This window comes from Streptomyces sp. NPDC002577, assembly GCF_053594815.1.
Window position 1 is genome coordinate 229,333 of sequence record NZ_JBSFWK010000004.1, and the last position, 21,578, is coordinate 250,910.

17 protein-coding genes are annotated in these 21,578 nt (G+C 70.0%); 4 read left to right on the forward strand and 13 right to left on the reverse strand.

Annotated features, from left to right (window positions below):
• Window positions 1-227: 227 nt before the first annotated feature.
• The gene (locus ACWD4J_RS08595; RefSeq protein WP_451394717.1) at window positions 228-1,349 is read left to right on the forward strand and encodes a glycerate kinase; all 1,122 of its coding nucleotides are present in this window, start codon (window positions 228-230) and stop codon (window positions 1,347-1,349) included.
• A gap of 77 nt (window positions 1,350-1,426) precedes the next feature.
• Here the strand turns inward: ACWD4J_RS08595 and pssA are convergent, their stop codons facing one another.
• The 9 genes from pssA to ACWD4J_RS08640 form a co-directional block, all read right to left on the reverse strand.
• Window positions 1,427-2,248, reverse strand: coding sequence for a CDP-diacylglycerol--serine O-phosphatidyltransferase (pssA, locus tag ACWD4J_RS08600; protein ID WP_451394718.1), 822 nt, complete (start codon window positions 2,246-2,248; stop codon window positions 1,427-1,429).
• Between the two features lie 22 nt (window positions 2,249-2,270).
• Entirely contained in the window at window positions 2,271-2,927 is a 657-nt protein-coding gene (locus ACWD4J_RS08605; RefSeq protein WP_451394562.1) for a phosphatidylserine decarboxylase, read from the reverse strand.
• A 171-nt stretch (window positions 2,928-3,098) separates the two neighbouring features.
• Window positions 3,099-4,304, reverse strand: coding sequence for an acyl-CoA dehydrogenase family protein (locus ACWD4J_RS08610; protein WP_451394563.1), 1,206 nt, complete (start codon window positions 4,302-4,304; stop codon window positions 3,099-3,101).
• Window positions 4,305-4,307: 3 nt separating this feature from the next.
• Window positions 4,308-4,820, reverse strand: a complete 513-nt coding sequence (locus ACWD4J_RS08615) for a MaoC family dehydratase (protein WP_451394564.1) — start codon at window positions 4,818-4,820, stop codon at window positions 4,308-4,310.
• Window positions 4,821-4,825: 5 nt separating this feature from the next.
• Complete coding sequence (locus ACWD4J_RS08620) at window positions 4,826-5,800, reverse strand: HpcH/HpaI aldolase/citrate lyase family protein (RefSeq protein WP_451394565.1); 975 nt, start codon at window positions 5,798-5,800, stop codon at window positions 4,826-4,828.
• Complete coding sequence (locus ACWD4J_RS08625; protein WP_451394719.1) at window positions 5,797-7,863, reverse strand: protein meaA; 2,067 nt, start codon at window positions 7,861-7,863, stop codon at window positions 5,797-5,799. The genes ACWD4J_RS08620 and ACWD4J_RS08625 overlap by 4 nt, the downstream gene beginning before the upstream one ends.
• 124 nt (window positions 7,864-7,987) lie before the next feature.
• On the reverse strand, window positions 7,988-9,349 hold the full coding sequence (ccrA, locus tag ACWD4J_RS08630; RefSeq protein WP_451394720.1) for a crotonyl-CoA carboxylase/reductase: 1,362 nt from the start codon (window positions 9,347-9,349) through the stop codon (window positions 7,988-7,990).
• A 677-nt stretch (window positions 9,350-10,026) separates the two neighbouring features.
• The gene (locus tag ACWD4J_RS08635; protein WP_451394566.1) at window positions 10,027-10,839 is read right to left on the reverse strand and encodes a TetR family transcriptional regulator; all 813 of its coding nucleotides are present in this window, start codon (window positions 10,837-10,839) and stop codon (window positions 10,027-10,029) included.
• A 136-nt stretch (window positions 10,840-10,975) separates the two neighbouring features.
• Window positions 10,976-12,766, reverse strand: coding sequence for a 3-hydroxyacyl-CoA dehydrogenase family protein (locus tag ACWD4J_RS08640; RefSeq protein WP_451394567.1), 1,791 nt, complete (start codon window positions 12,764-12,766; stop codon window positions 10,976-10,978).
• Between the two features lie 394 nt (window positions 12,767-13,160).
• Here ACWD4J_RS08640 and ACWD4J_RS08645 point away from each other — a divergent pair, with 394 nt between their 5' ends.
• Window positions 13,161-13,730, forward strand: a complete 570-nt coding sequence (locus ACWD4J_RS08645; RefSeq protein ID WP_451394721.1) for an adenylosuccinate lyase — start codon at window positions 13,161-13,163, stop codon at window positions 13,728-13,730.
• A gap of 107 nt (window positions 13,731-13,837) precedes the next feature.
• On the opposite strand, the gene ACWD4J_RS08650 is transcribed toward ACWD4J_RS08645, so the two are convergent.
• Together ACWD4J_RS08650 and ACWD4J_RS08655 are read right to left on the reverse strand one after the other, a co-directional pair.
• A complete protein-coding gene (locus ACWD4J_RS08650) occupies window positions 13,838-15,427 on the reverse strand; it encodes an alpha/beta hydrolase (protein WP_451394568.1) in 1,590 nt (529 codons plus the stop codon).
• A gap of 193 nt (window positions 15,428-15,620) precedes the next feature.
• Complete coding sequence (locus ACWD4J_RS08655) at window positions 15,621-16,661, reverse strand: Rv2578c family radical SAM protein (RefSeq protein ID WP_451394569.1); 1,041 nt, start codon at window positions 16,659-16,661, stop codon at window positions 15,621-15,623.
• Window positions 16,662-16,854: 193 nt separating this feature from the next.
• On the opposite strand from ACWD4J_RS08655, the gene ACWD4J_RS08660 reads away from it, so the two are divergent.
• Complete coding sequence (locus tag ACWD4J_RS08660; RefSeq protein WP_451394570.1) at window positions 16,855-17,298, forward strand: SRPBCC family protein; 444 nt, start codon at window positions 16,855-16,857, stop codon at window positions 17,296-17,298.
• A gap of 246 nt (window positions 17,299-17,544) precedes the next feature.
• Entirely contained in the window at window positions 17,545-20,037 is a 2,493-nt protein-coding gene (locus ACWD4J_RS08665) for an MFS transporter (RefSeq protein WP_451394571.1), read from the forward strand.
• 109 nt (window positions 20,038-20,146) lie between these two features.
• On the opposite strand, the gene ACWD4J_RS08670 is transcribed toward ACWD4J_RS08665, so the two are convergent.
• Both ACWD4J_RS08670 and ACWD4J_RS08675 read right to left on the reverse strand, forming a co-directional pair.
• Window positions 20,147-20,587: a hypothetical protein gene (locus ACWD4J_RS08670; protein ID WP_451394572.1), complete on the reverse strand. Its 441-nt coding sequence runs from the start codon at window positions 20,585-20,587 to the stop codon at window positions 20,147-20,149.
• A 378-nt stretch (window positions 20,588-20,965) separates the two neighbouring features.
• Window positions 20,966-21,559 (reverse strand): TetR family transcriptional regulator, encoded by a 594-nt coding sequence (locus ACWD4J_RS08675; protein WP_451394573.1) that lies wholly within the window; start codon window positions 21,557-21,559, stop codon window positions 20,966-20,968.
• Window positions 21,560-21,578 lie beyond the last annotated feature (19 nt).

The following is a 21,578-nucleotide window of genomic DNA, read 5'->3' on the forward strand; positions in this document are numbered from 1 at the left end:
CTGGGACGCACCCGGCCGTGGTACGTCCCGGAACCACCACGTGAGACGGCCCATGGGCAGCGGGCCCCACCTCCGGCTATGGTCGCAGCGGCGCGACTGCCTTGCTGAGCAGCAAGGCCCGGAAGCAAGGGGATGCAACGGTGGCGGACGCTGCATGGACGGCAGCGGGCAAGGCACAGCCGACGGGGCCGTCAGGACCGTCGGGAGGGTCCGGCCGGGTCGGACGCGTGCTGATAGCCGCAGACAAGTTCAAGGGGTCACTCACGGCCGTGGAGGTCGCCGAGCGGGTCACGGCCGGGCTGCGACGCGTCGCTCCGCGGGTCGAGGTCGAGGCGCTGCCCGTGGCCGACGGCGGCGACGGCACGGTCGCGGCCGCAGTCGCGGCCGGTTTCCAGCGCCGCGAGGTACGGGTCACCGGGCCGCTCGGCGACGAGGTCACGGCGGCGTACGCGCTGCGCGACGGGACCGCCGTGGTCGAGATGGCCGAGGCCAGCGGGCTCCAGCGGCTGCCCGGCGGCGTCTTCGCGCCGCTGACCGCGACGACGTACGGCTCCGGCGAGCTGATCCGCGCCGCGCTCGACGCGGGCGCCCGCACCATCGTGTTCGGCGTCGGCGGCAGCGCCACCACGGACGGCGGCGCCGGCATGCTGGCCGCGCTCGGGGCGCGGTTCCTGGACGCCGACGGCGAGCCCGTCGCGCCGGGCGGCGGGTCCCTGCGGGGGCTGGCCTCCGCGGATCTGTCGGGCCTCGACCCGCGTCTCGCCGATGTCGACGTGGTGCTCGCCAGCGACGTCGACAACCCGCTGACCGGGCCCACGGGGGCGGCCGCCGTGTACGGGCCGCAGAAGGGGGCGAGCCCGGAGGACGTGGCGACGCTCGACGCCGCGCTCGGCCACTATGCGAAGGTCCTGGAGAACGCGATCGGGCCGCTGGCTGCGGAGTACGCGCAGTCGCCGGGGGCGGGGGCCGCGGGCGGCATCGGATACGGCGCTCTCGTCGGGCTGGGCGCGCGTTTCCGGCCCGGTATCGAGGTCATGCTGGACGTGCTGGGCTTCGCGCCCGCGCTGGAGCGGGCTTCCCTGGTCATCACGGGCGAGGGATCGCTGGACGAGCAGACCCTGCACGGCAAGGCCCCGGCGGGCGTCGCTGCGGCGGCCCGCGCGGCGGGCAAGGAGGTGGTGGCGGTCTGCGGCCGCCTCGCGCTCCGGCCCGAGGCGCTGGGGAAGGCGGGCATCCGCCGGGCGTACGCGCTGACGGACGTCGAACCCGACGTCGCCCGCTGCATCGCGGAGGCGGGGCCGATCCTGGAGACGGTGGCGGAGCGGATCGGGCGGGACTTCCTGGCCTGAGGCACCTTTGGCGCCCAAAAACGGGTGTGGCCCGAGCCAGAAGGCTCGGGCCACACCCGTCCGCGTACCGCCGGAGGCTACGGCAGCTGCGCCGCCCGCGCCTCCCGCCGATTGTCCCGGAAGTTGTTCACCCTGCGCGCCGTGGCGAACAGGGGAATCACCGCTCCGAGGACCAGCTGCAGCGAGCAGCCGGTCTGCAGAAGCAGCTGGCCGCCCGGCGCGTCGAACGCCCAGGCCGTCAGCAGCCCCATGCTGAGGACGATCCAGGCGAGCATCGCCACCGCGAGCCGCCCCCGCGGCTTCGGGTACTCGACCCGGCTCACCATCAGCCACGCCGTGCCGAGGATCGCCAGCAGCGTGGCGAAGAACGGCAGCTCGAGCAGCACGATCGAGACGACCGTCAGCGCGCCGAACGGCGACGGCATCCCCTGGAACATGCCGTCCTTCATCGTCACGCACGAGAATCTCGCAAGGCGCAGGACGACGGCCAGGAGCACGACGATCGCGCCGAGCGCCGCCACCCGCTGGTGCGCGTCGTCCGCGACCATGCCGTAGACGAGGACGAAGTACGCGGGCGCCAGGCCGAAGCTGATCAGGTCGGACAGGTTGTCCAGCTCCGCACCCATCGGCGACGAGCGGAGCTTGCGGGCCACGAGTCCGTCGAACAGGTCGAAGACCGCCGCACACAGCATGAGGATCACGGCCGTGGCCGCGCTGTGCCGGGCCATGCCCGACTCCTGGCTGCCCGTGAGGTGCGGGATCAGGATGCCGGTGGTGGTGAAGTACACCGCCATGAAGCCGCACGTGGCATTGCCGAGCGTGAGGGTGTCCGCTATTGACAGGCGCAGCGACAGCGGCATCTCTTCCACGTCGTCGTCGACCTCGTCGGCCTCCGGCACCCAGCTGGCCTTCGTATCAGGATCAATCACGGTCAATGCGAGTCACCCCAGCCACGGTCTTCTGGCCGACCTCGACCGCGACCTCGACGCCCTCGGGGAGGTAGATGTCGACGCGCGAGCCGAAGCGGATCAGGCCGATCCGGTCGCCCTGCTCGACCTTGGTGCCCTGCGGGATGTAGGGGACGATGCGGCGGGCGACCGCACCCGCGATCTGCACCATCTCGATGTCGCCGAGCTCGGTGTCGAAGTGCCAGACGACGCGCTCGTTGTTCTCGCTCTCCTTGTTGAACGCCGGCACGAACCCACCCGGGATGTGCTCGACCGACGTCACCGTGCCCGCGAGGGGAGCGCGGTTCACGTGCACGTTCAGCGGGCTCATGAAGATCGCGACGCGGGTGCGTCCGTCCTTCCACGGCATGATGCTCTGCACCACGCCGTCGGCCGGGGAAATGACGCGGCCCGGAGCGATCTCACGCTCCGGGTCGCGGAAGAACCACAGCATGCCCGCCGCGAGAGCGGTGGCGGGCACGGCGACGGCGGCCGCGGCCTTGGAGCGGCGGGACCGGGCCAGGCTCAGGGCAGCGGTGGCGACGGTCGGCAGGAGCCACGGCGATGCTCCGCGCGCAAGACGTACGCCAACGAGGCTGTCGCGAGGTGCAGAGGTTTGGCTGTGGGGCATGGATGACCTTCGTAGCGGATGGTGCCGCGCTGTTGACAGGGGGACGGCGGCTTTCCGGGATCGTATCGGTAGCGGGCCACAACTGGGCAAGCCACGATGTCGAGTCGACGGCCGAAGTGAGCTGACGGGGTGTGATCTTCTTCTCGAAGAAAACACCCCTTACTCGGACATCTAACCCTGGAACCGATACTCTTCGAGCAGCCTACGCCCGATGATCATTTTCTGAATCTCAGCAGTGCCTTCGCCGATCAGCAACATCGGCGCCTCCCGGTAGAGGCGCTCGATCTCGTACTCCTTCGAGAAGCCGTAGCCGCCGTGGATCCTGAAGGCGTCCTCCACGACCTCCTTGCAGTACTCGGAGGCGAGGTACTTCGCCATCCCTGCCTCGAGGTCGTTTCGTTCCCCAGAGTCCTTTTTGCGAGCTGCGTTCACCATCATGGCATGGGCCGCCTCGACCTTGGTAGCCATCTCGGCCAGCTTGAACTGGATGGCCTGGTGCTGGGCGATGGGCTTTCCGAACGTGTGCCGTTGCTGTGCGTAAGCAACGCCCAGCTCGAACGCACGCTGAGCGACGCCGCAGCCACGTGCCGCGACGTTCACCCGGCCGACCTCGACTCCGTCCATCATTTGGTAAAAACCTCGGCCCGTGGTGCCGCCGAGCACCCGATTGGCCGGAATACGCAGTCCGTCCATGATGAGCTCGGTGGTGTCGACGCCCTTGTAGCCCATCTTGTCGATCTTGCCGGGGATGGTGAGGCCGGGGCGGACCTCTCCGAAACCGGGCTCCTTCTCGACCAGGAAGGTCGTCATCGACTTGTGCGGGGCCGTGCCCTCCGGGTGGCCTTCGTCACTCTTGCAGAGGACCGCCACCAGGGTGGACGTTCCGCCGTTCGTGAGCCACATCTTCTGGCCGTTGAGGACGAAGTCGTCGCCGTCCCGCGTCGCCTTCGACGTGATCGCCGAGACGTCCGAGCCGAGGCCCGGCTCCGACATCGAGAACGCGCCGCGCACCTCACCCGCCGCCATCCGCGGCAGGAAGTACTCCTTCTGCTCCTGCGTGCCGTGCTGCTTGAGCATGTACGCCACGATGAAGTGGGTGTTGATGATGCCGGAGACGGACATCCAGCCACGCGCTATCTCCTCCACGCACAGCGCGTAGGTGAGCAGCGACTCGCCCAGGCCTCCGTACTCCTCGGGGATCATCAGGCCGAAGAGGCCCAGTTCCTTGAGGCCGTCGACGATGGCTTGCGGGTACTCGTCGCGGTGCTCCAGCTCGGTGGCGACCGGAAGGATCTCCTTGTCCACGAAGTCGCGGACGGTGGAGAGGATCTCCTGCTGGATGTCGGTCAGACCGGCGGTCTGGGCGAGTCGGCTCATGGCTTACTTCTCCTGTGACTTCAGCTCGGGGCGGCCGGGCTGCTCGCCGCCGCGCTCCTTGATGTACGTCTCGGTGGGGACCATCACCTTGCGGCGGAACACGCACACCAGCGTGCCGTCCTGCTTGTAGCCCTTGGTCTCGACGTAGACGATGCCGCGGTCGTCCTTGGACTTGGACGGCCACTTGTCGAGGACGGTCGTCTCGCCGTAGATCGTGTCGCCGTGGAACGTCGGCGCCACATGCTTGAGCGACTCGATCTCCAGGTTGGCGATCGCCTTGCCGGAGATGTCCGGGACGGACATGCCGAGCAGCAGCGAGTAGATGTAGTTCCCGACGACGACGTTCCTGCCGAAGTCCGTCGTCTTCCCCGCATAGTTCGTGTCCATGTGGAGCGGGTGGTGGTTCATGGTCAGCAGACAGAAGAGGTGGTCGTCGTACTCGGTGACCGTCTTCCCGGGCCAGTGCTTGTAGACCGCCCCGACCTCGAACTCCTCGTAGGTGCGTCCGAACTGCATGATCCTTACGCCTCCGGGGCCTCGAACTTGGAGGTGCGCTGCATGCCCGCCGCGCGACCCTTGCCCGCGATGACCAGCGCCATCTTGCGGCTCGCCTCGTCGATCATCTCGTCGCCGAGCATCGCGGAGCCCTTCTTGCCGCCGGCCTCGGACGTGCACCACTCGTATGCGTCAAGGATCAGCTCGGCGTGGTCGTAGTCCTCCTGCGAGGGCGAGAAGACCTCGTTGGCCGCGTCGACCTGGCCCGGGTGGAGTACCCACTTGCCGTCGAAGCCGAGGGCCGCGGCACGGCCGGCGACCTCGCGGAAGCCGTCCACGTTCTTGATCTGCAGGTAGGGGCCGTCGATGGCCTGGAGGTTGTTGGCGCGGGCGGCCATCAGGATCTTCATCAGGATGTAGTGGTAGGCGTCCGCCGGGTAGCCGGGCGGCTGCTCGCCCACGACCAGGGACTTCATGTTGATGGACGCCATGAAGTCGGCCGGGCCGAAGATGATCGTCTCGATGCGCTGCGACGCCGTGGCGATCTCGTTGACGTTGTTCAGGCCCTGGGCGTTCTCGATCTGCGCCTCGATGCCGATCTTGCCGACCTCGAAGCCCATCGTCTTCTCGATCTGGGTCAGGAGCAGGTCCAGGGCGACGATCTGCTGGGCGTCCTGCACCTTCGGCAGCATGATGCAGTCGAGGTTCTGGCCCGCGCCCTCCACGACCGTGACGACGTCGCGGTACGTCCAGTGGGTGGTCCAGTCGTTGACGCGCACGACCCGGGTCTTGCCGGTCCAGTCGCCCTCGTTCAGGAACTTCACGATGGTGTGCCGGGCCTCGGGCTTGGCGAGCGGCGCGCAGGCGTCCTCCAGGTCCAGGAAGACCTGGTCGGCCGGCAGGCCCTGGGCCTTCTCCAGGAACCGGGGGTTGCTTCCCGGCACCGCGAGACACGAGCGGCGGGGGCGCAGCCGGTTCACGGGCGCGGCAGGCGTGGTCATGCGGGGACCTCCAGAGGGTCGAGCTTGTTGGCTGTGCGGATCTCGTCGACGATACGGCCGATGATCTCCGTGATACCGAAGTCCTTCGGAGTGAAGACGGCGGCGACACCCGCGCGCTTCAGTTCCTCGGCGTCGCTGTTGGGGATGATGCCCCCGACGATCACGGGGATGTCGGAGGCGCCGGCCTCGCGGAGCCGGTCGAGGACGTCCGGGACGAGCTGCGCGTGCGACCCGGAGAGGATCGACAGGCCCACGCAGTGCACGTCCTCGGCGAGCGCGGCGGACACGATCTGCTCGGGCGTCAGCCGTATGCCCTGGTAGACCACCTCGAACCCGGCGTCGCGGGCGCGCACGGCGATCTGCTCGGCGCCGTTCGAGTGGCCGTCCAGGCCGGGCTTGCCGACCAGCAGACGCAGCTTGCCGGTGCCGAGGTCCTCGGCGGTCCGCGCGACCTTCCGGCGCACGTCGGCGAGCGGAGTGCCCTCCTCGGCGGCGACCGCGACGGGAGCGGACGAGACGCCGGTGGGCGCCCGGTACTCGCCGAACACCTCGCGCAGCGCGCCGGCCCATTCGCCGGTCGTCACCCCGGCGCGGGCGCACTCCAGCGTGGCCGCCATCAGGTTGGCCTCCGTGGCCGCGGCCTCCTTCAGCTTCTCCAGCGCCTTGCACGGGCGCGGGTGGTTGAAGGGCGGCTGGTAGCGGGTGTCGCGCCAGTTCTGCAGGGCCGACACGACACGGGCCTCGACCGCCGGGTCGACCGTCATGATCGCCGTGTCCAGATCGGCGGTCAACGGGTTCGGCTCGGTCGACTTGAAGCAGTTGACGCCGACGATCTTCTCCTGGCCCGCCTCGATCCGCGCCCGCCGCTCCGCGTGCGAGGCGACCAGGTGCGACTTGAGGTACCCCGACTCGACGGCGGCCATCGCGCCGCCCATCTCCTGGATCCGCTCCATCTCGGCGAGCGACTCCTCGACCAGGGCGCTCACCTTGGCCTCGATGACGTGCGACCCGTCGAAGATGTCCTCGTACTCGAGCAGATCGCTCTCGTGCGCCAGGACCTGCTGGATACGCAGCGACCACTGCTGGTCCCAGGGCCGGGGCAGGCCCAGCGCCTCGTTCCAGGCCGGGAGCTGCACGGCACGCGCGCGTGCGTCCTTGGAGAGGGTCACGGCCAGCATCTCGAGCACGATGCGCTGGACGTTGTTCTCCGGCTGCGCCTCGGTAAGACCGAGCGAGTTGACCTGGACGCCGTAGCGGAAGCGGCGCTGCTTGGGGTCCTCGATCCCGTAGCGCTCCTTCGTCACCTTGTCCCAGATACGGGTGAAGGCCCGCATCTTGCACATCTCCTCGATGAAGCGGACGCCCGCGTTCACGAAGAAGGAGATCCGCGCGACGACGTCGCCCATCCGCTCCTGCGGCACCTGTCCCGAGTCACGCACCGCGTCGAGCACGGCGATCGCGGTCGACATCGCGTACGCGATCTCCTGCACCGGCGTGGCCCCGGCCTCCTGCAGGTGGTAGCTGCAGATGTTGATCGGGTTCCACTTGGGCATGTGGCTGACCGTGTACGCGATCATGTCGGTGGTCAGGCGCAGGCTCGGGCCCGGCGGGAAGACATGCGTCCCGCGCGACAGGTACTCCTTGACGATGTCGTTCTGCGTCGTCCCCTGGAGCTTGGTGATGTCCGCGCCCTGCTCCTCCGCGACGACCTGGTAGAGCGCCAGCAGCCACATGGCGGTGGCGTTGATGGTCATCGAGGTGTTCATCTGCTCCAGCGGGATGTCCTGGAACAGCCGGCGCATGTCACCGAGGTGCGAGACCGGGACCCCGACCCGGCCCACCTCGCCGCGGGCGAGGATGTGGTCGGGGTCGTAGCCGGTCTGCGTCGGCAGGTCGAACGCGACCGACAGACCGGTCTGGCCCTTGGCGAGGTTGCGCCGGTACAGCTCGTTCGACGCCTCGGCCGTGGAGTGACCGGCGTACGTGCGCATGAGCCACGGCCGGTCCCTTTCCTTTTGCGCCTGGGGCTGAGGGCGCTTTGTGCCGGTGTCGACGTTCCTCAGCCCGCGGTCGCTGCGCTCCCTTGTCTTCGTCTCTTTCGCTGTGCCGATCAGCGGCTCCGCCGCGGGCGGCGCGCCCTCAGTCCCAGGCGCTGTCTGGCGCTCAGTCATTGATGTACCTCCGGCCTCAGATGTTCCGGAAGCGGTTGATGGCGTCGATGTGCTGGGCGCGCATCTCGTGGTCGCGCACGCCCAGGCCCTCCGCGGGGGACAGGCAGAGCACGCCGACCTTGCCCTGGTGGAGGTTGCGGTGCACGTCGTACGCCGCCTGCCCGGTCTCCTCCAGCGTGTACGTCTTGGAGAGCGTCGGGTGGATCTTGCCCTTGGCGATGAGGCGGTTGGCCTCCCAGGCCTCACGGTAGTTCGCGAAGTGCGAGCCGATGATCCGCTTCAGGGACATCCACAGGTAGCGGTTGTCGTACTCGTGGTTGTAGCCGGACGTCGAGGCGCAGGTGACGATCGTGCCGCCCTTGCGCGTGACGTAGACGGAGGCGCCGAAGGTCTCGCGGCCGGGGTGTTCGAAGACGATGTCGACGTCCTCGCCGCCGGTCAGCTCGCGGATGCGCTTGCCGAAGCGCTTCCACTCCTTGGGGTCCTGGGTGTGCTCGTCCTTCCAGAACTTGTAGTCCTCGGCATTGCGGTCGATGATCGCCTCCGCGCCCATCGAGCGGCATATCTCGGCCTTCTGCGGGCTCGAGACCACACAGATGGGGTTGGCGCCGCCGGCCAGCGCGAACTGGGTGGCGTACGAGCCGAGGCCGCCGCTCGCGCCCCAGATGAGGACGTTGTCGCCCTGCTTCATGTCCGCGCCGTTGCGCGAGACGAGCTGGCGGTACGCGGTGGAGTTCACCAGACCCGGCGCCGCGGCCTCCTCCCAGCTGAGGTGGGCGGGCTTGGGCATGAGCTGGTTGGACTTGACGAGCGCGATCTCCGCCAGGCCGCCGAAGTTGGTCTCGAAGCCCCAGATGCGCTGCTCGGGGTCGAGCATCGTGTCGTTGTGGCCGTCCGAGGACTCCAGTTCGACGGAGAGGCAGTGGGCGACGACCTCGTCACCGGGCTGCCAGGCGTTCACGCCCGGGCCGGTGCGCAGGACGACGCCCGCGAGGTCGGAGCCGATGATGTGGTACGGCAGGTCGTGCCGCTTGGTGAGCTCGCTGAGCTTGCCGTAGCGCTCCAGGAAGCCGAAGGTCGACAGCGGCTCGAAGATCGAGGTCCACACCGAGTTGTAGTTGACCGAGCTCGCCATGACGGCGACCAGGGCTTCGCCCGGGCCCAGCTCGGGGACGGGGACCTCGTCGACGTGGAGCGACTTGCGCGGGTCCTTGTCGCGCGTGGAGAGCCCGGCGAACATCTCCGTCTCGTCCTTGTGCACGGTGACCGCGCGGTACGACTCGGGGATGGGCAGGGCCGCGAAGTCGGCGGCCGTGACTGCGGCGGAGCCGCTGTTCGATGCTGACTGCGATTGGATCGCGTCCAGGATTTCCTTCATCACGGTGTGGCCTCCGGCGGATGGGGTCTCCCCTGCTCGAGCTGTGTCGAGAGCTTGGGGGAAGCTTCTGGGGAGCGCTGAGGGAAACGTCGGGTGGAGCTGTGGGGTGAGGTGCCGTCGGTTCGGCGGAGGTGGTGCTTCGGCAGCGCTTTGTGGCGCGGGAGGTTGCCTGTGACGCAGGCGTCCGGGCGCGCTCGCCGTGTGGCTTGCGGGGACAGCCGACGTACGGAGGTGCTCTGCACGCCGGCCGCCCGGACACCTTCAACGTATGGCACGGCGTGCCAGGCCGCAAGACACTGCGTGCCAACAATTTCTCTCACTTGTCATCTGCTGGTAACAGATGAGCGATGATCGATCAGATGGGCCCTCTGCGGGCCCGCTACCTGCTGCTTTGTTCGCCGCGGCGGCGGGCTGCCAGCCCCGCTGTGGGCAATCGTGCCTCCCCCAGTGCCCTAAGGGCCTGAGAGGTACCCCCAGGGCGGCACGGGTGGGCACAGCGGCACCCCTGCGACGCAGGGCACCCCGTGCCACCTCCGGGCGACCGAGTCTGAGGGGCGCCCGCCGTCGTGGGTTGTGCCCACCCGTTCCGCCCCAGCGGAACGACTGCCCACAACGGTGCGGAAACGGGAACGGCCCCCTCCGCGGGGCGTCCGCGGAGGGGGCCGGAGCAGGAAGTGCTAGCGCGCCCGCAAAGCCTCTTCGATCGTTCGCATGACCTCGTCCAGCGGCGCATCCGTGCGCGCCACCGCGACCAGGACGTCCCCGCCGGTGGCCACGGTCGCCGGCGCGGCCGTGTGGGCGCCGGAGATGCGCCCGGCCCCGATCCCCGTGCCGAAGGTCTTGCGGACGATGGCGAAGGCGTGGTCCAGCTGGGCCTCCACATCGCCCTGGCCGTCGGCCCGAAGCCAGCGCCGCAGTACGTGGTTGTGGGCCGTGACCACGGCCGACGCGGCGACCTCGGCGAGCAGCGGGTCGTCGTTGGCGTCGTCGTCGTGGGCGTGCTCGTCGAAGTGGCCCAGGAGGTAACGGGTGAAGAGGCGCTCGTAACGGGCCACCGAGGCGATCTCCGCCTCGCGCAGCGTCGGGACCTCGCGGGTGAGCTTGTAGCGGGCCACGGAGATCTCCGGCTGGGCCGAGTACATCCGCATGACTTCCTTGATGCCGCGGCAGACCGTGTCGAGCGGGTGCTCGTGCGGCGGCGCCGCGTTCAGCACCGCCTCCGCCCTGATCAGGGTGTCGTCGTGGTCCGCGAAGATCGCTTCTTCCTTGGAGCGGAAGTGCCGGAAGAAGGTCCGGCGGGCGACCCCGGCCTGGGCTGCGATCTCGTCGACGGTGGTCGCCTCGTACCCCTTCGTCGCGAACAGCTCCATGGCCGCGGCAGCCAGTTCTCGGCGCATCTTGAGCCGTTGGGCGGCGGCGCGACTGCCGGCGGCACTTTCCGGAGCGTCGGGCGCGGTCGACGTACGGGAGGACTTGGCGGGCTGGGACATGCCCCGAACGTACTGCATCCGTGCACCGGAACGCGCACGACCGGGGCTCCCCCCGCCCGGAGCGGGGAGAGCGTTTCCGGGGGGATCGAGCAGTCCGCCCCAGTCGGCGCGCTCCCCGGTCCGGTCCTCGGGTGCCTCAGCGCCGTGCATATTCGCGGAAGCCGCGGCCCGTCTTGCGGCCGAGGCAGCCCGCGGCCACCAGGTGCTCGAGCAGCGGCGCGGGGGCGAGTCCCGGGTCGCGGAACTCGCGGTGCAGGACGCGCTCGATGGCGAGCGAGACGTCCAGGCCGACCACGTCCAGGAGTTCGAACGGGCCCATCGGGTAGCCGCCGCCCAGCTTCATCGCGGCGTCGATGTCGTCGAGCGAGGCGTAGTGCTCCTGCACCATCTTGATCGCGTTGTTGAGGTAGGGGAACAGCAGCGCGTTGACGATGAAGCCGGCGCGGTCGCCGCAGTCGACCGGGTGCTTGCGGATCTTCGCGCACACCTCCAGGACCGTGGCGTGCACGTCGTCGCCCGTCAGAACCGTGCGGACGACCTCGACCAGCTTCATCGCCGGTGCCGGGTTGAAGAAGTGCATGCCGATCACGTCCTGCGGGCGCGAGGTGGCGCGGGCGCAGGCGACGACGGGCAGCGACGACGTGGTGGTCGCCAGGACGGCGCCCGGCTTGCAGACCTTGTCGAACGTGGCGAACAGCTGCTGCTTGATCGCCAGGTCCTCGGCGACGGCCTCCACCGCGAGGTCGACCTCGGCGAACGCGTCGTACGAACCGGCCGGAACGATCCGGTCCAGCGTCTCGGCCGCCGCCTCCGCCGTCATCCGGCCCTTGTCGACAGAGCGCGAAAGCGACTTGCCGATACGGGACTTGGCGGTCTCGGCCTTCTCCTGACTGCGTGCGGCGAGCACGACCTCGTACCCGGCCTTGGCGAAGACCTCGGCGATGCCGGAGGCCATGGTGCCGGAGCCCGCGACGCCGACCGAGCGCACGGTGCGGCCGGCGGCGCGCCGGCCTCCCTCGAGCGGCGTGAGCGCGTCGCGCACGACGGTGGCGCTGCTCGGCGCCTCGTAGGTGTAGAAGCCGCGGCCCGACTTGCGGCCGGTCAGGCCCGCCTCGCTGAGCTGCTTGAGGATGGGCGCGGGCGCGTGCAGCCGGTCGCGCGACGCGGCGTACATGGTCTCCAGGACGGTACGCGCGGTGTCGATGCCGATGAGGTCGAGCAGCGCGAGCGGGCCCATGGGCAGGCCGCAGCCGAGCTTCATCGCGGCGTCGATGTCCTCACGGGACGCGTACTTGGCCTCGTACATCGCGGCTGCCTGGTTGAGGTAGCCGAACAGCAGGCCGTCGGCGACGAAGCCGGGGCGGTCGCCGACCGCGACGGGCTCCTTGCCGAGTTCGAGCGCGAGGTCGGTGACGGCCGCGACGGCGGCCGGCGCGGTGAGCACCGAGGAGACGACCTCGACGAGTTTCATCGCGGGGGCCGGGTTGAAGAAGTGCAGGCCGAGCACGCGCTCCGGCCGGGCGGAGTCCGCGGCGAGCCGCGTGACGGACAGCGCGTTGGTGCCGGTGGCGAGGATCGTGTCGGGCCGGACGATCGCGTCCAGCTCGCGGAAGACCTGCTGCTTGATCTCGTACGACTCCGGGACGACCTCGATCACCAGGTCGGCGCGGGACGCCGCCCGCAGGTCGGTGAAGGTGCGGAAGCGGGCCAGCACGTCGGCGCGCTCCTGCTCGGTGAGGCGCCCGCGCTCCACGGCGCGCGCGGTCGATGCGGCCAGAGCGCCGGCGGCGTGGGTCGCGGCGGCCTCGCAGATGTCGATGCCGATGACCTCGCGTCCGGCACGGGTCAGCACCTCGGCGATGCCGGCGCCCATGGTGCCGAGCCCGACGATGGCGATGGTGTTCAGGGAGGGCAGAGGAGTGTCCATCGAGGACTCCTGAAAAGTGGAAGTGACGACTGAGGAGCCCGTGCCGTGCGCGAAGAGGCGGGCAGCGGGCGGATGTGATGCCGCTTCCGGGCGGCGCGTGAGCGCTGCACTGCACACGCCCGGTGAGGGAGAACCGACGGACTCTGTCCCGGAGCCGCGTCGTACTGCGGTACGTGGCGTACCGAACCGACTTCCTCGCGGCGGCTGCGTCACCAGGCCGCCATGAGTGGGGTGCGGGGGTGTTTCCCGCTCTCCCCCAGTGCCTTAATGGCCTGGGAGGTACCCCCAGAGATTAACCGGTGAGTAACGAGCGCGCCAGTCCCCTGGCTCTCCGAGGTGCCCCCTGGGTGTGTGACGTGCGTCGCCACTAGTCTCGGGCGCCATGGACGAGCACATGGACGAAGAGTTGCGAACGCTCACGCATCGCTTACGGAAGGAGTCGGGAGGGTCCGAGGAGTACGAGCGGCTGGTGGCGACCGACCGCCTCGGTGACCTCGCGGCCGTACTGACCGCCGGCGGGCAGCCGCTGTGGGCCCGCGAACTCGCCGCGTTCCGGCTCGGCTGCGCCGGCGACCTGCGCGCCTTCGAGGCGCTCGTCCTGCTCCTCAACCACCGGGACCCGGAGCGCTGCGCCTCGGCCGCCCATGCGCTTGCGTGCCTTCGGGACCCGCGGACGGCGCGGGCCGCGGCGGCTCTGGCGACGAACGAACTGCGCACCGCGTACGCGCTCCACCCCGTGCGTCTGCTGACCGAACTGCGGGCCCCCGAGAGCACACCGGCACTCATCGCCACGCTCGAACGGCTCCTGTCGCCCCAGAACCCGTACTGGCGGATCGCCCTCGCCTGTGTGGAAGGCCTGGGCGCCCTGGGCGACCCGCGCGCCCGCCCGGTGCTGACCGCTGCCTGTGCCCACCCCCGGCTGTCGGCCGCGGCCTCGGCTTCGCTGGCGCGGCTGCCGGGCTGAACCGACACCTCACCGTCGCGGCCGGGACCGCGACACGAAAACGCCGCCGGGGGCGTGGACGGGCATGAATCGGCCGCCCGTCCACGCCCCCGGCGTTACTGCGGTGTTCAGCCGTGGAATCCCATCAGCCCGTGCAGTTCCCCGCCCCGCGAAGGCGCAGAGGAGCTCTTCGCCGTCGCAGGGTCGGGGTCGGGAAGCGTTTCGCAGACCGCGTCGGCCTCGCCGGTGCCGCGCGGCACCTTGCCGGTCGACAGGTACGCCGACAGGTATCCGTCCAGGCAGGTGTTGCCGCCCAGCGTGATGCCGTGGTTTCCGCCGCCCTGCTCGACCACCAGGCTGGAGCCGCGCAGTTCGTTGTGGACGGTGACGCCGCCCTCGTACGGAGTCGCCGCGTCCTCCGTCGCCTGGAACAGCAGGACAGGCGGCAGGGAGGCGTTCGAGATGTCCGGTGCGGACAGCGTGCGGGTCGGCCAGAAGGCGCACGGCGCGTTGTACCAGGCGTTGTTCCAGGCCATGAACGGCGCCTTCGCGTACACCCGCCAGTTGTCGGTGCGCCAGCGGTTCCAGTCACGGGGCCAGGACGCGTCCCGGCACTGCACCGATGTGTAGATGCTGTAGCCGTTGTCGCCCTCGGAGTCGACCGCGCCGAACGTCTCGTACGCCTTGACGAGCGGAGCGGTGTCCTTGGCGTTGACGTAGGCCGCGAACGCCTCGGCCAGGTAGGGCCAGTAGCCGTTGTAGTAGCCGCCGGGGATGAACGTGTCCTCGAGCTCGGACGCCCCGACCTTCTTGCCCGCCGGGTTCTTGGCGAGCGCGGCGCGCATCGCGTACCACTCGGCCTCGATCCGCCCGGGGCTGGTGCCCAGCTTGTACGTCGCGTCGTGCTTGGCGATCCAGGCCATGAACGCCTTGTGGCGTGCGTCGAAGGCGTAGTCCTGCTGGAGGTTGTCCTCGTACCACACGCCGGTGGGGTCGACGATCGAGTCCAGCACCATGCGCCGGACGCGGTGCGGGAACAGCTTCCCGTAGACAGCGCCCAGGTAGGTGCCGTACGAGTAGCCGAAGTAGTTGATCTTCGACGCCCCGAGCGCGCCGCGGATCGTGTCCATGTCCTTGGCCGCGCTGACCGTGTCCATGAACGGCAGCACGTCGCCGTACTTGTCCGCGCAGGCCTTCGCGAAGGTCTTGGCCCGGTTCAGGTTGGCCCGTTCGATCGCCGCGGTCGACGGCAGGGTGTCGGGCCGTACCGGGTCGAAGTGGCCGGGGCGGCAGTTCAGTGCGGGCTCGCTCTCGCCCACGCCGCGCGGGTCGAAGCCGATGACGTCGTACTGCGCGGCCACGTTCTTCGGCAGCGACGAGGCGACGAAACCCGCCAGGCTCAGACCGCTGCCGCCGGGGCCGCCCGGGTTGACCAGCAGCGGACCCTGGGAGGTCTTCGCGGTGTGCGGGACACGGGACAGCGCGAGGGTGATCTGCCGGCCGCCTGGTCGTGAGTGGTCGAGGGGCACCTTCACCGACGAACACTGGAGCGTCGGATAGTTCTTGGTGCCGCACTTCTTCCAGGTGAGCGTCTGGGGCTTGGTGGTGGTCTGGGTGGTGTGAGCGGCGGTCGCGGAGCCGGCGCTGGCCGGAACAGCCGTGATCATCCCTGCCGCCACGGCGGCGACGCCGCACAGAGCGGCTGCTCTCTTCTTCAATCGAGCCTCCCAGGACTGCGGGGGGTTAAGGACCGTAAGCGCTACGGCCCCCGCAGATCGTCCCGGAAAGTCCGGCTGGAAGAAGGCGTTCTGAAAAGAAATGACGTGATCAGCGAAGAATTGACCCGATCAGCAGGCGCCTTGGTTCACGTCATGTTTATCCCCGCCGGTGGTGACGTGCCGTCAGGCCAGGTCAGATGAGGGTGAGCTGCGTCGGTCCGGCGACGTCCTCCGGTACCGCTTCCGGTACGGGGATGCGGCGTGCCGCACGCGCGCGTGAGGGGCCGATACCGAACTCCTCGGCCAGCTCGTGCACCTGACGGGTGATCCGCCGCTGGTACCACTTGGGCGCGTACGCCCCCTCCGCGTACAGCCGCTCGTACCGCGGCACCAGATGCGGATGGTGCTGCCTCAGCCACGCCATGAACCACTCGCGCGCGCCCGGCCGCAGATGCAGCACGAGCGGGGTCACCGAGGTCGCGCCGGACGCGGCGATCGCCCGCACGGTCGCGCGCAGCTGGTCGGGGTGGTCGCCGAGGAAGGGGATCACCGGCGCCATCAGCACGCCGCAGCCGATGCCGTGCTCACCAAGGGTGCGTACGACCTCCAGGCGCCGCTCCGGCGCGGGTGTGCCCGGCTCCACGGTGCGCCACAGCTCGTGGTCGGTGAACCCGACGGAGACGGAGATGCCGATGTCGGTCACGGCGGCGGCCCGGCGCAGCAGATCGAGGTCGCGCAGGATGAGCGTGCCCTTGGTGAGGATCGAGAACGGGTTCGCGTGGTCGGTCAGGGCCGAGATGATGCCCGGCATCAGCCGGTAGCGGCCCTCCGCGCGCTGGTAGCAGTCCACGTTGGTGCCCATCGCGATGTGGTCGCCGTGCCACCGGCGCGATGCGAGCTGGCGGCGCAGCAGCTCCGGGGCGTTGACCTTCACCACAATCTGGGTGTCGAAGCCGATGCCGGTGTCGAGATCCAGATAGCTGTGCGTCTTGCGCGCGAAGCAGTACACGCACGCGTGCGTGCAGCCCCGATAGGGATTGACCGTCCACTCGAAGGGCATGCGGGACGCCCCGGGAACCCGGTTGATGATCGACCGGGCCCGGACCTCGTGGAAGGTGATGCCCCGGAACTCCGGGCTGTCGAAGGTGCGGGTGGTCACCACGTCCGTGCCGAACAGCGCGGCGTCCCGGGTCCGGTCCCCCTCGGGGCCGTCGGTGAGGTTCTCCCAGCGCATGAACCCTCCTCGGTAGCACTGGACCCAGAATAGAACATCTGTTCCCTTGATCGTGCGACCCGGTGCCGGGACGGCCGGGCGGCCGGGCCCGCTCGACGGCGGACCGGCGGATGCCACCCCGATTTGGGCCACCCGGCAGCGGGGTGGTTGGCTGATCGCAACCCCTGCAACACCAAGTCCTGGAGGAAGTGCAATGGCGCAGGTCGAGGCCACCACGGAGCGGATCATCGCGGCCCAGCCGGACGACGTCCTGGATGCGCTGTCGGATTACAGCGGCACGCGCGCGAAGCTCCTGCCCGAGCACTTCAGCGAGTACGAGGTGCGCGAGGGCGGGGACGGCGCGGGCACTCTCGTCCACTGGAAGCTCCAGGCCACCAGCAAGCGGGTCCGCGACTGCCTGCTCGATGTGACCGAGCCGACCGACGGCGAACTCGTCGAGAAGGACCGCAACTCCTCGATGGTCACCACCTGGCGGGTGACCCCGGCGGGCGAGGGCAAGTCGCGCGTCGTCGTGACCACGGTGTGGAAGGGTGCGGGCGGCATCGGCGGCTTCTTCGAGAAGACCTTCGCACCCAAGGGCCTCGGGCGGATCTACGACGCGGTGCTGGCGAAGCTCGCCGCCGAGACGGAGAAGTAGCCCCCGGGGTGCAGAATCCGGCTCCGCCCGGGGCAAAGCCCTGAGAGGCCGTCGGTTAACCCGTACGGGTTGCTCTCCCTCTCACCGGTTCGAGTGGTTTTCCGCTCGGCCCGGTTGTACGCCGTAGGGCTCCGACCGGCGATGACGTCCGCCGTGCCCCGTTCAGGAGCGACTCGTCGTGCTTGCTCGTAGTTGTCGCGTAATGCGAGAAATGGGCGGCGCAAGCGCGACGAGGGGAGCGGAGACGTGGGCGGGACGGCACTGGCGAAGGGCGCCGAGCAGGACGGGCGGACGAGCACCGTCCATCTGCCGACGGCGCCCCCAGACGACCGGTCGGCCACGGCGGGACCCTTACCCGGGCAGACAGGGGCGACCGGGGAGACACAGACGCCCGGGCAGGCACCGGGACCGGACCCTTCGCCCGCGCCCGAACTCGGCGCGCGCCGCGTCCGGATGGTCTTCTTCGGGCTGATGCTCGCGTTGCTGCTCGCCGCACTCGACCAGATGATCGTCGCCACCGCGCTCCCGAAGATCGTCGGGGAGCTGCACGGCCTCGACAAGATGTCCTGGGCCATCACCGCGTATCTGCTCACCGCCACCGTCGGCTTGCCCGTCTACGGCAAGCTCGGCGACCTCTTCGGGCGCAAGGGCGTCTTCCAGTTCGCCATCTTCGTCTTCGTGATCGGCTCCGCGCTGGCGGGCTGGTCGCGGTCCATGGACGAGCTCATCGCGTTCCGCGCCGTCCAGGGCATCGGCGCCGGCGGCCTCATGATCGGCGTCCAGGCCATCATCGCCGACATCGTGCCGCCCCGGGACCGCGGCCGCTACATGGGCCTCATCGGGGCCGCGTTCGGCCTCGCCTCGGTCGCGGGACCGCTGCTCGGCGGCTACTTCACCGACCACCTCTCCTGGCGCTGGTGCTTCTACGTCAACGTGCCCTTCGGCCTCGTCACACTCGCTGTCGTCACCGTCGTACTCAGGCTGCCGAGGCCCAAGGCCAGACCGCGGCTCGACGTGCTCGGCATGCTGTTCCTCAGCGCGGCCTCCACGTGCCTCGTGCTGCTGACCAGTTGGGGCGGCACCGAGTACGCCTGGGACTCGCGTGTGATCATCGGGCTCGGCGCCGGAGCCGTCGGCGCGGCGCTGCTCTTCCTCGTCGCCGAGCACTTCGCGGCCGAACCCCTGATCCCGCTGCGGCTGTTCCGCGACCCCGTCTTCGCCCTCACCAGCCTGGTCGGCATGGTCATCGGGGTCGCGCTCTTCGGCGCCGCCAGCTATCTGCCCACGTTCCTGCAGATGGTCGACGGGGTGAGCGCCACCGATTCCGGACTGCTGATGCTCCCGATGATGGGCGGCATCGTCGGCGCGTCCATCATCTCCGGGCAGCTGATCAGCCGTACCGGTCGCTACCGGATCTATCCGATCCTCGGCGGCGCCCTGGCCGTCGTCGGCATGTGGCTGCTGTCCCGGCTCGAAGTCGACACGCCCCGGCTGCAGTACAGCATCTCGATGGCGGTGCTCGGCGCGGGCATCGGTCTCGTCCTGCCGGTACTGATCCTCGCCGTGCAGAACGCCGTGCCCGCCGCCGACCTCGGCACCGCCACCAGCGCCCACAACTACTTCCGGCAGATCGGCGGCAGCGTCGGCGCCGCCATCTTCGGCACCCTCTTCGCCGACCGGCTCACCGACGCGCTCGCCGACCGGCTTCCGTCCGGCGCGGATCTGCCGGACCCGCAGTCCATCACCCCGGGCCTCGTCCACGCGATGCCCGCCGCGCTCCGCGACGGCTACATCCAGGCGTACGCCGACGCCATGCCGCGGATCTTCCTCTATCTCGTGCCGGTGCTCGTCCTCGGCCTGCTGATCGCCTGCTTCCTCAAGGAGACACCCCTGTTGTCCAGTGCAACGCCCCCTCAGAGCCCTGCCGCCGAGCCGTCGTCCGCCGCCGCCCAGGTCCCCCAGGCGCGTTCCGCCTACGCCGCCGGCGTGCCCGTCTGCGGCCTGGTGCAGCACTCCGACGGCACCGCCGTCCCACGCGCCGCACTCACCCTCATCGACGTCGGGGGCCGGCAGATCGGCCGGGGCGCGACCGGCGACGACGGGCGGTACGCGCTGTCGACACCCGGCTCCGGCTCGTACGTCCTGATCGCCGCGGCCGGGGGACACCAGCCGCAGGCCGTGTCGGTGACCGTCGGCGAACGGCCCGTCGAGCTCGACGTGGTACTCGGCGGTGCCGGGCGGCTCGCGGGCAGTGTGGTGACCGCCGACGGCACGCCGGTGCGGGACGCCGTCGTCACGCTCACCAACGTGCACGGCGAAGTCGTCGCCACCACGCGCAGCGGGCGCGAAGGCAGCTATGTGATCACGGAGTTGGTGGCCGGCGAGTACACCCTGGCCGCGAGCGCGCCCGCCTTCCGGCCGGTCGCCCTGCCCGTCACCGTGCAGGCGTCCCGCGAGACCCGCCAGGACGTCGAGCTCGCGGGCGGCGCGGTGCTGCGCGGCACCGTGCGCGCGGGTGACGGCCGTCCCGTCGCGGACGCCCGGGTGACACTGCTGGACGCGGCGGGCAACGTGGTGGACACGCTGACGACCGGCGACGACGGAACGTTCCGGTTCGTCGACCTGTCCTCCGGCGAGTACACGGTGATCGCGGCGGGTTATCCGCCGGTGGCCACGGTCCTCCGGGTGGCCGCGGGCGGGCGTACGGAGCGGGACCTGCAACTCGGGCACGAGGACTGAACGTTCCGGCGGTCCTCCGGTGCCGTACCGGTCACCTATGTCCTACCGGTGACCGATGTCGTACCGGTGCCTCATGTCGTACCGGTGACGCCTCCGGCCGGACGGCGGCCTACCGTCCGGGGTACTGGCTCGGCCGGTGTGTGTCCGGGTGGACGCGCAGGGTCAGGGTCGTCGGGTCCTCGAAGACGTGCTCCGTGGCGAACTCGGCGGTGAGCACGGCCGCCACGCGGTCGACCGCGTCGACGTCGCCGATGAGCTCGACGGTGGCCGGGCCCGAGCCGGCGGGCGCGAGGGGAGCCCGGCCGGCGGAGAAACGCCTGCCGGCGGTCTCGACGCCGAAGGGCCGGTCCTCCGGGGCGCCGGCGGATCGGTCGGCTTCGGCTCCTGAGGGTCGCTCGGCCGGCGCTGTTTCTCTCGCCCCGCGGGCGCCCACGGGAACCTCGAGCGTTTCGAACGAGCGAGTGATCGCGGCCCGCACCGCGTCCCTGGCCGACGCACTGCCGTCGAGGATGCGGACCCGGGCGATGGTGGACCAGGATGACGTGCTCATCACGGGGCACTCCCTCGCAGGTCTTCTCGCGTTCGGCGTCGCGGAAGTACGTCTCCAGCCGCGGAGCGTCGTTCACTCACGACTCGACGTACCAGAAGTGGTGGTGGTCATGGAGTTCCCTTCTCCGTGGCGGGTATGTGCGGGCGGCCCGGCAGCCTTCCCATCGGCCCGGCGGCGAACGGCGACGCCCCTTCGCCTGTTCGGGACGCGGCTGAACGGGGCGTGCTCACGACGCGCTCACGGCATGCTCACAGTCAGAGGTGAAGGGCGGACCGTGACCATCTGACAGTGACCGCCCGGAGCGGTGGGCCCGACACGGAGAGGCGGTCTCCCCGGTTCACACAGACGGCTCCGCCCCGAGTCCCGGTTGGTCCGCCCTCACCGCGATGCGAGTGCGGCGAAGGCCTCGTCCAGGAGTTCGACGAAGTCGAGTCGGCCGTCGGAGGCGATCCAGTGGTCCAGCGCGACGTTCAGGCAGTCCAGCGCGGCGGCGGCCCGAACCGACTGGCCGAGCGTCGGGGGCCGGGTGGAGCCGGTGCGCTCGGCTAGGGCCTGCGCCAGGGCCGGGCGCCAGCTGTGCTGCTTCTTCAGATGCCGGGCGCACAGGGCGGGGGTGTCCCGCACGAGCCGGGTCGTGGCGAGGGAGCCGGCCGGGTCCTGGCGGTAGCGCTCGATGACGGTGTCCAGGGCGTGCCGCAGGGCCGTCCAGTCGTCCTCGTCGGTGGGACGGGCGAGCAGGGCGGCGGCGACCCGCTTGTCGTGGCCGTCGAAGGCGGCGAGGACGGCATCCTCCTTGGTGCCGAAGTAGCGCAGGAAGGTACTGCGGGACACCCCCGCGGCCGCGGCCAGGTCGTCGAGGGTGACCTTGTCGAAGCCCTCGCGGTGGAACAACTCGAAGGCCACCTGGGCCAGTTCGGCCCGCACGGCGGCCCGGGCGATGTCCCTCGTGTTCGTACGCGCTGCTCCGGTCACCTTGCGATCGTAGCTCCCT

Coding starts and splice junctions, on each gene's coding strand:
- ACWD4J_RS08605 (WP_451394562.1), bottom strand. CDS start 2,927: ATGCCCCACAGCCAAACCTCTGCACCTCGCGACAGCCTCGTTGGCGTA.
- ACWD4J_RS08610 (WP_451394563.1), bottom strand. CDS start 4,304: ATGAGCCGACTCGCCCAGACCGCCGGTCTGACCGACATCCAGCAGGAG.
- ACWD4J_RS08615 (WP_451394564.1), bottom strand. CDS start 4,820: ATGCAGTTCGGACGCACCTACGAGGAGTTCGAGGTCGGGGCGGTCTAC.
- ACWD4J_RS08620 (WP_451394565.1), bottom strand. CDS start 5,800: ATGACCACGCCTGCCGCGCCCGTGAACCGGCTGCGCCCCCGCCGCTCG.
- ccrA (WP_451394720.1), bottom strand. CDS start 9,349: ATGAAGGAAATCCTGGACGCGATCCAATCGCAGTCAGCATCGAACAGC.
- ACWD4J_RS08635 (WP_451394566.1), bottom strand. CDS start 10,839: ATGTCCCAGCCCGCCAAGTCCTCCCGTACGTCGACCGCGCCCGACGCT.
- ACWD4J_RS08640 (WP_451394567.1), bottom strand. CDS start 12,766: ATGGACACTCCTCTGCCCTCCCTGAACACCATCGCCATCGTCGGGCTC.
- ACWD4J_RS08645 (WP_451394721.1), top strand. CDS start 13,161: ATGGACGAAGAGTTGCGAACGCTCACGCATCGCTTACGGAAGGAGTCG.
- ACWD4J_RS08655 (WP_451394569.1), bottom strand. CDS start 16,661: ATGCGCTGGGAGAACCTCACCGACGGCCCCGAGGGGGACCGGACCCGG.
- ACWD4J_RS08660 (WP_451394570.1), top strand. CDS start 16,855: ATGGCGCAGGTCGAGGCCACCACGGAGCGGATCATCGCGGCCCAGCCG.
- ACWD4J_RS08670 (WP_451394572.1), bottom strand. CDS start 20,587: ATGAGCACGTCATCCTGGTCCACCATCGCCCGGGTCCGCATCCTCGAC.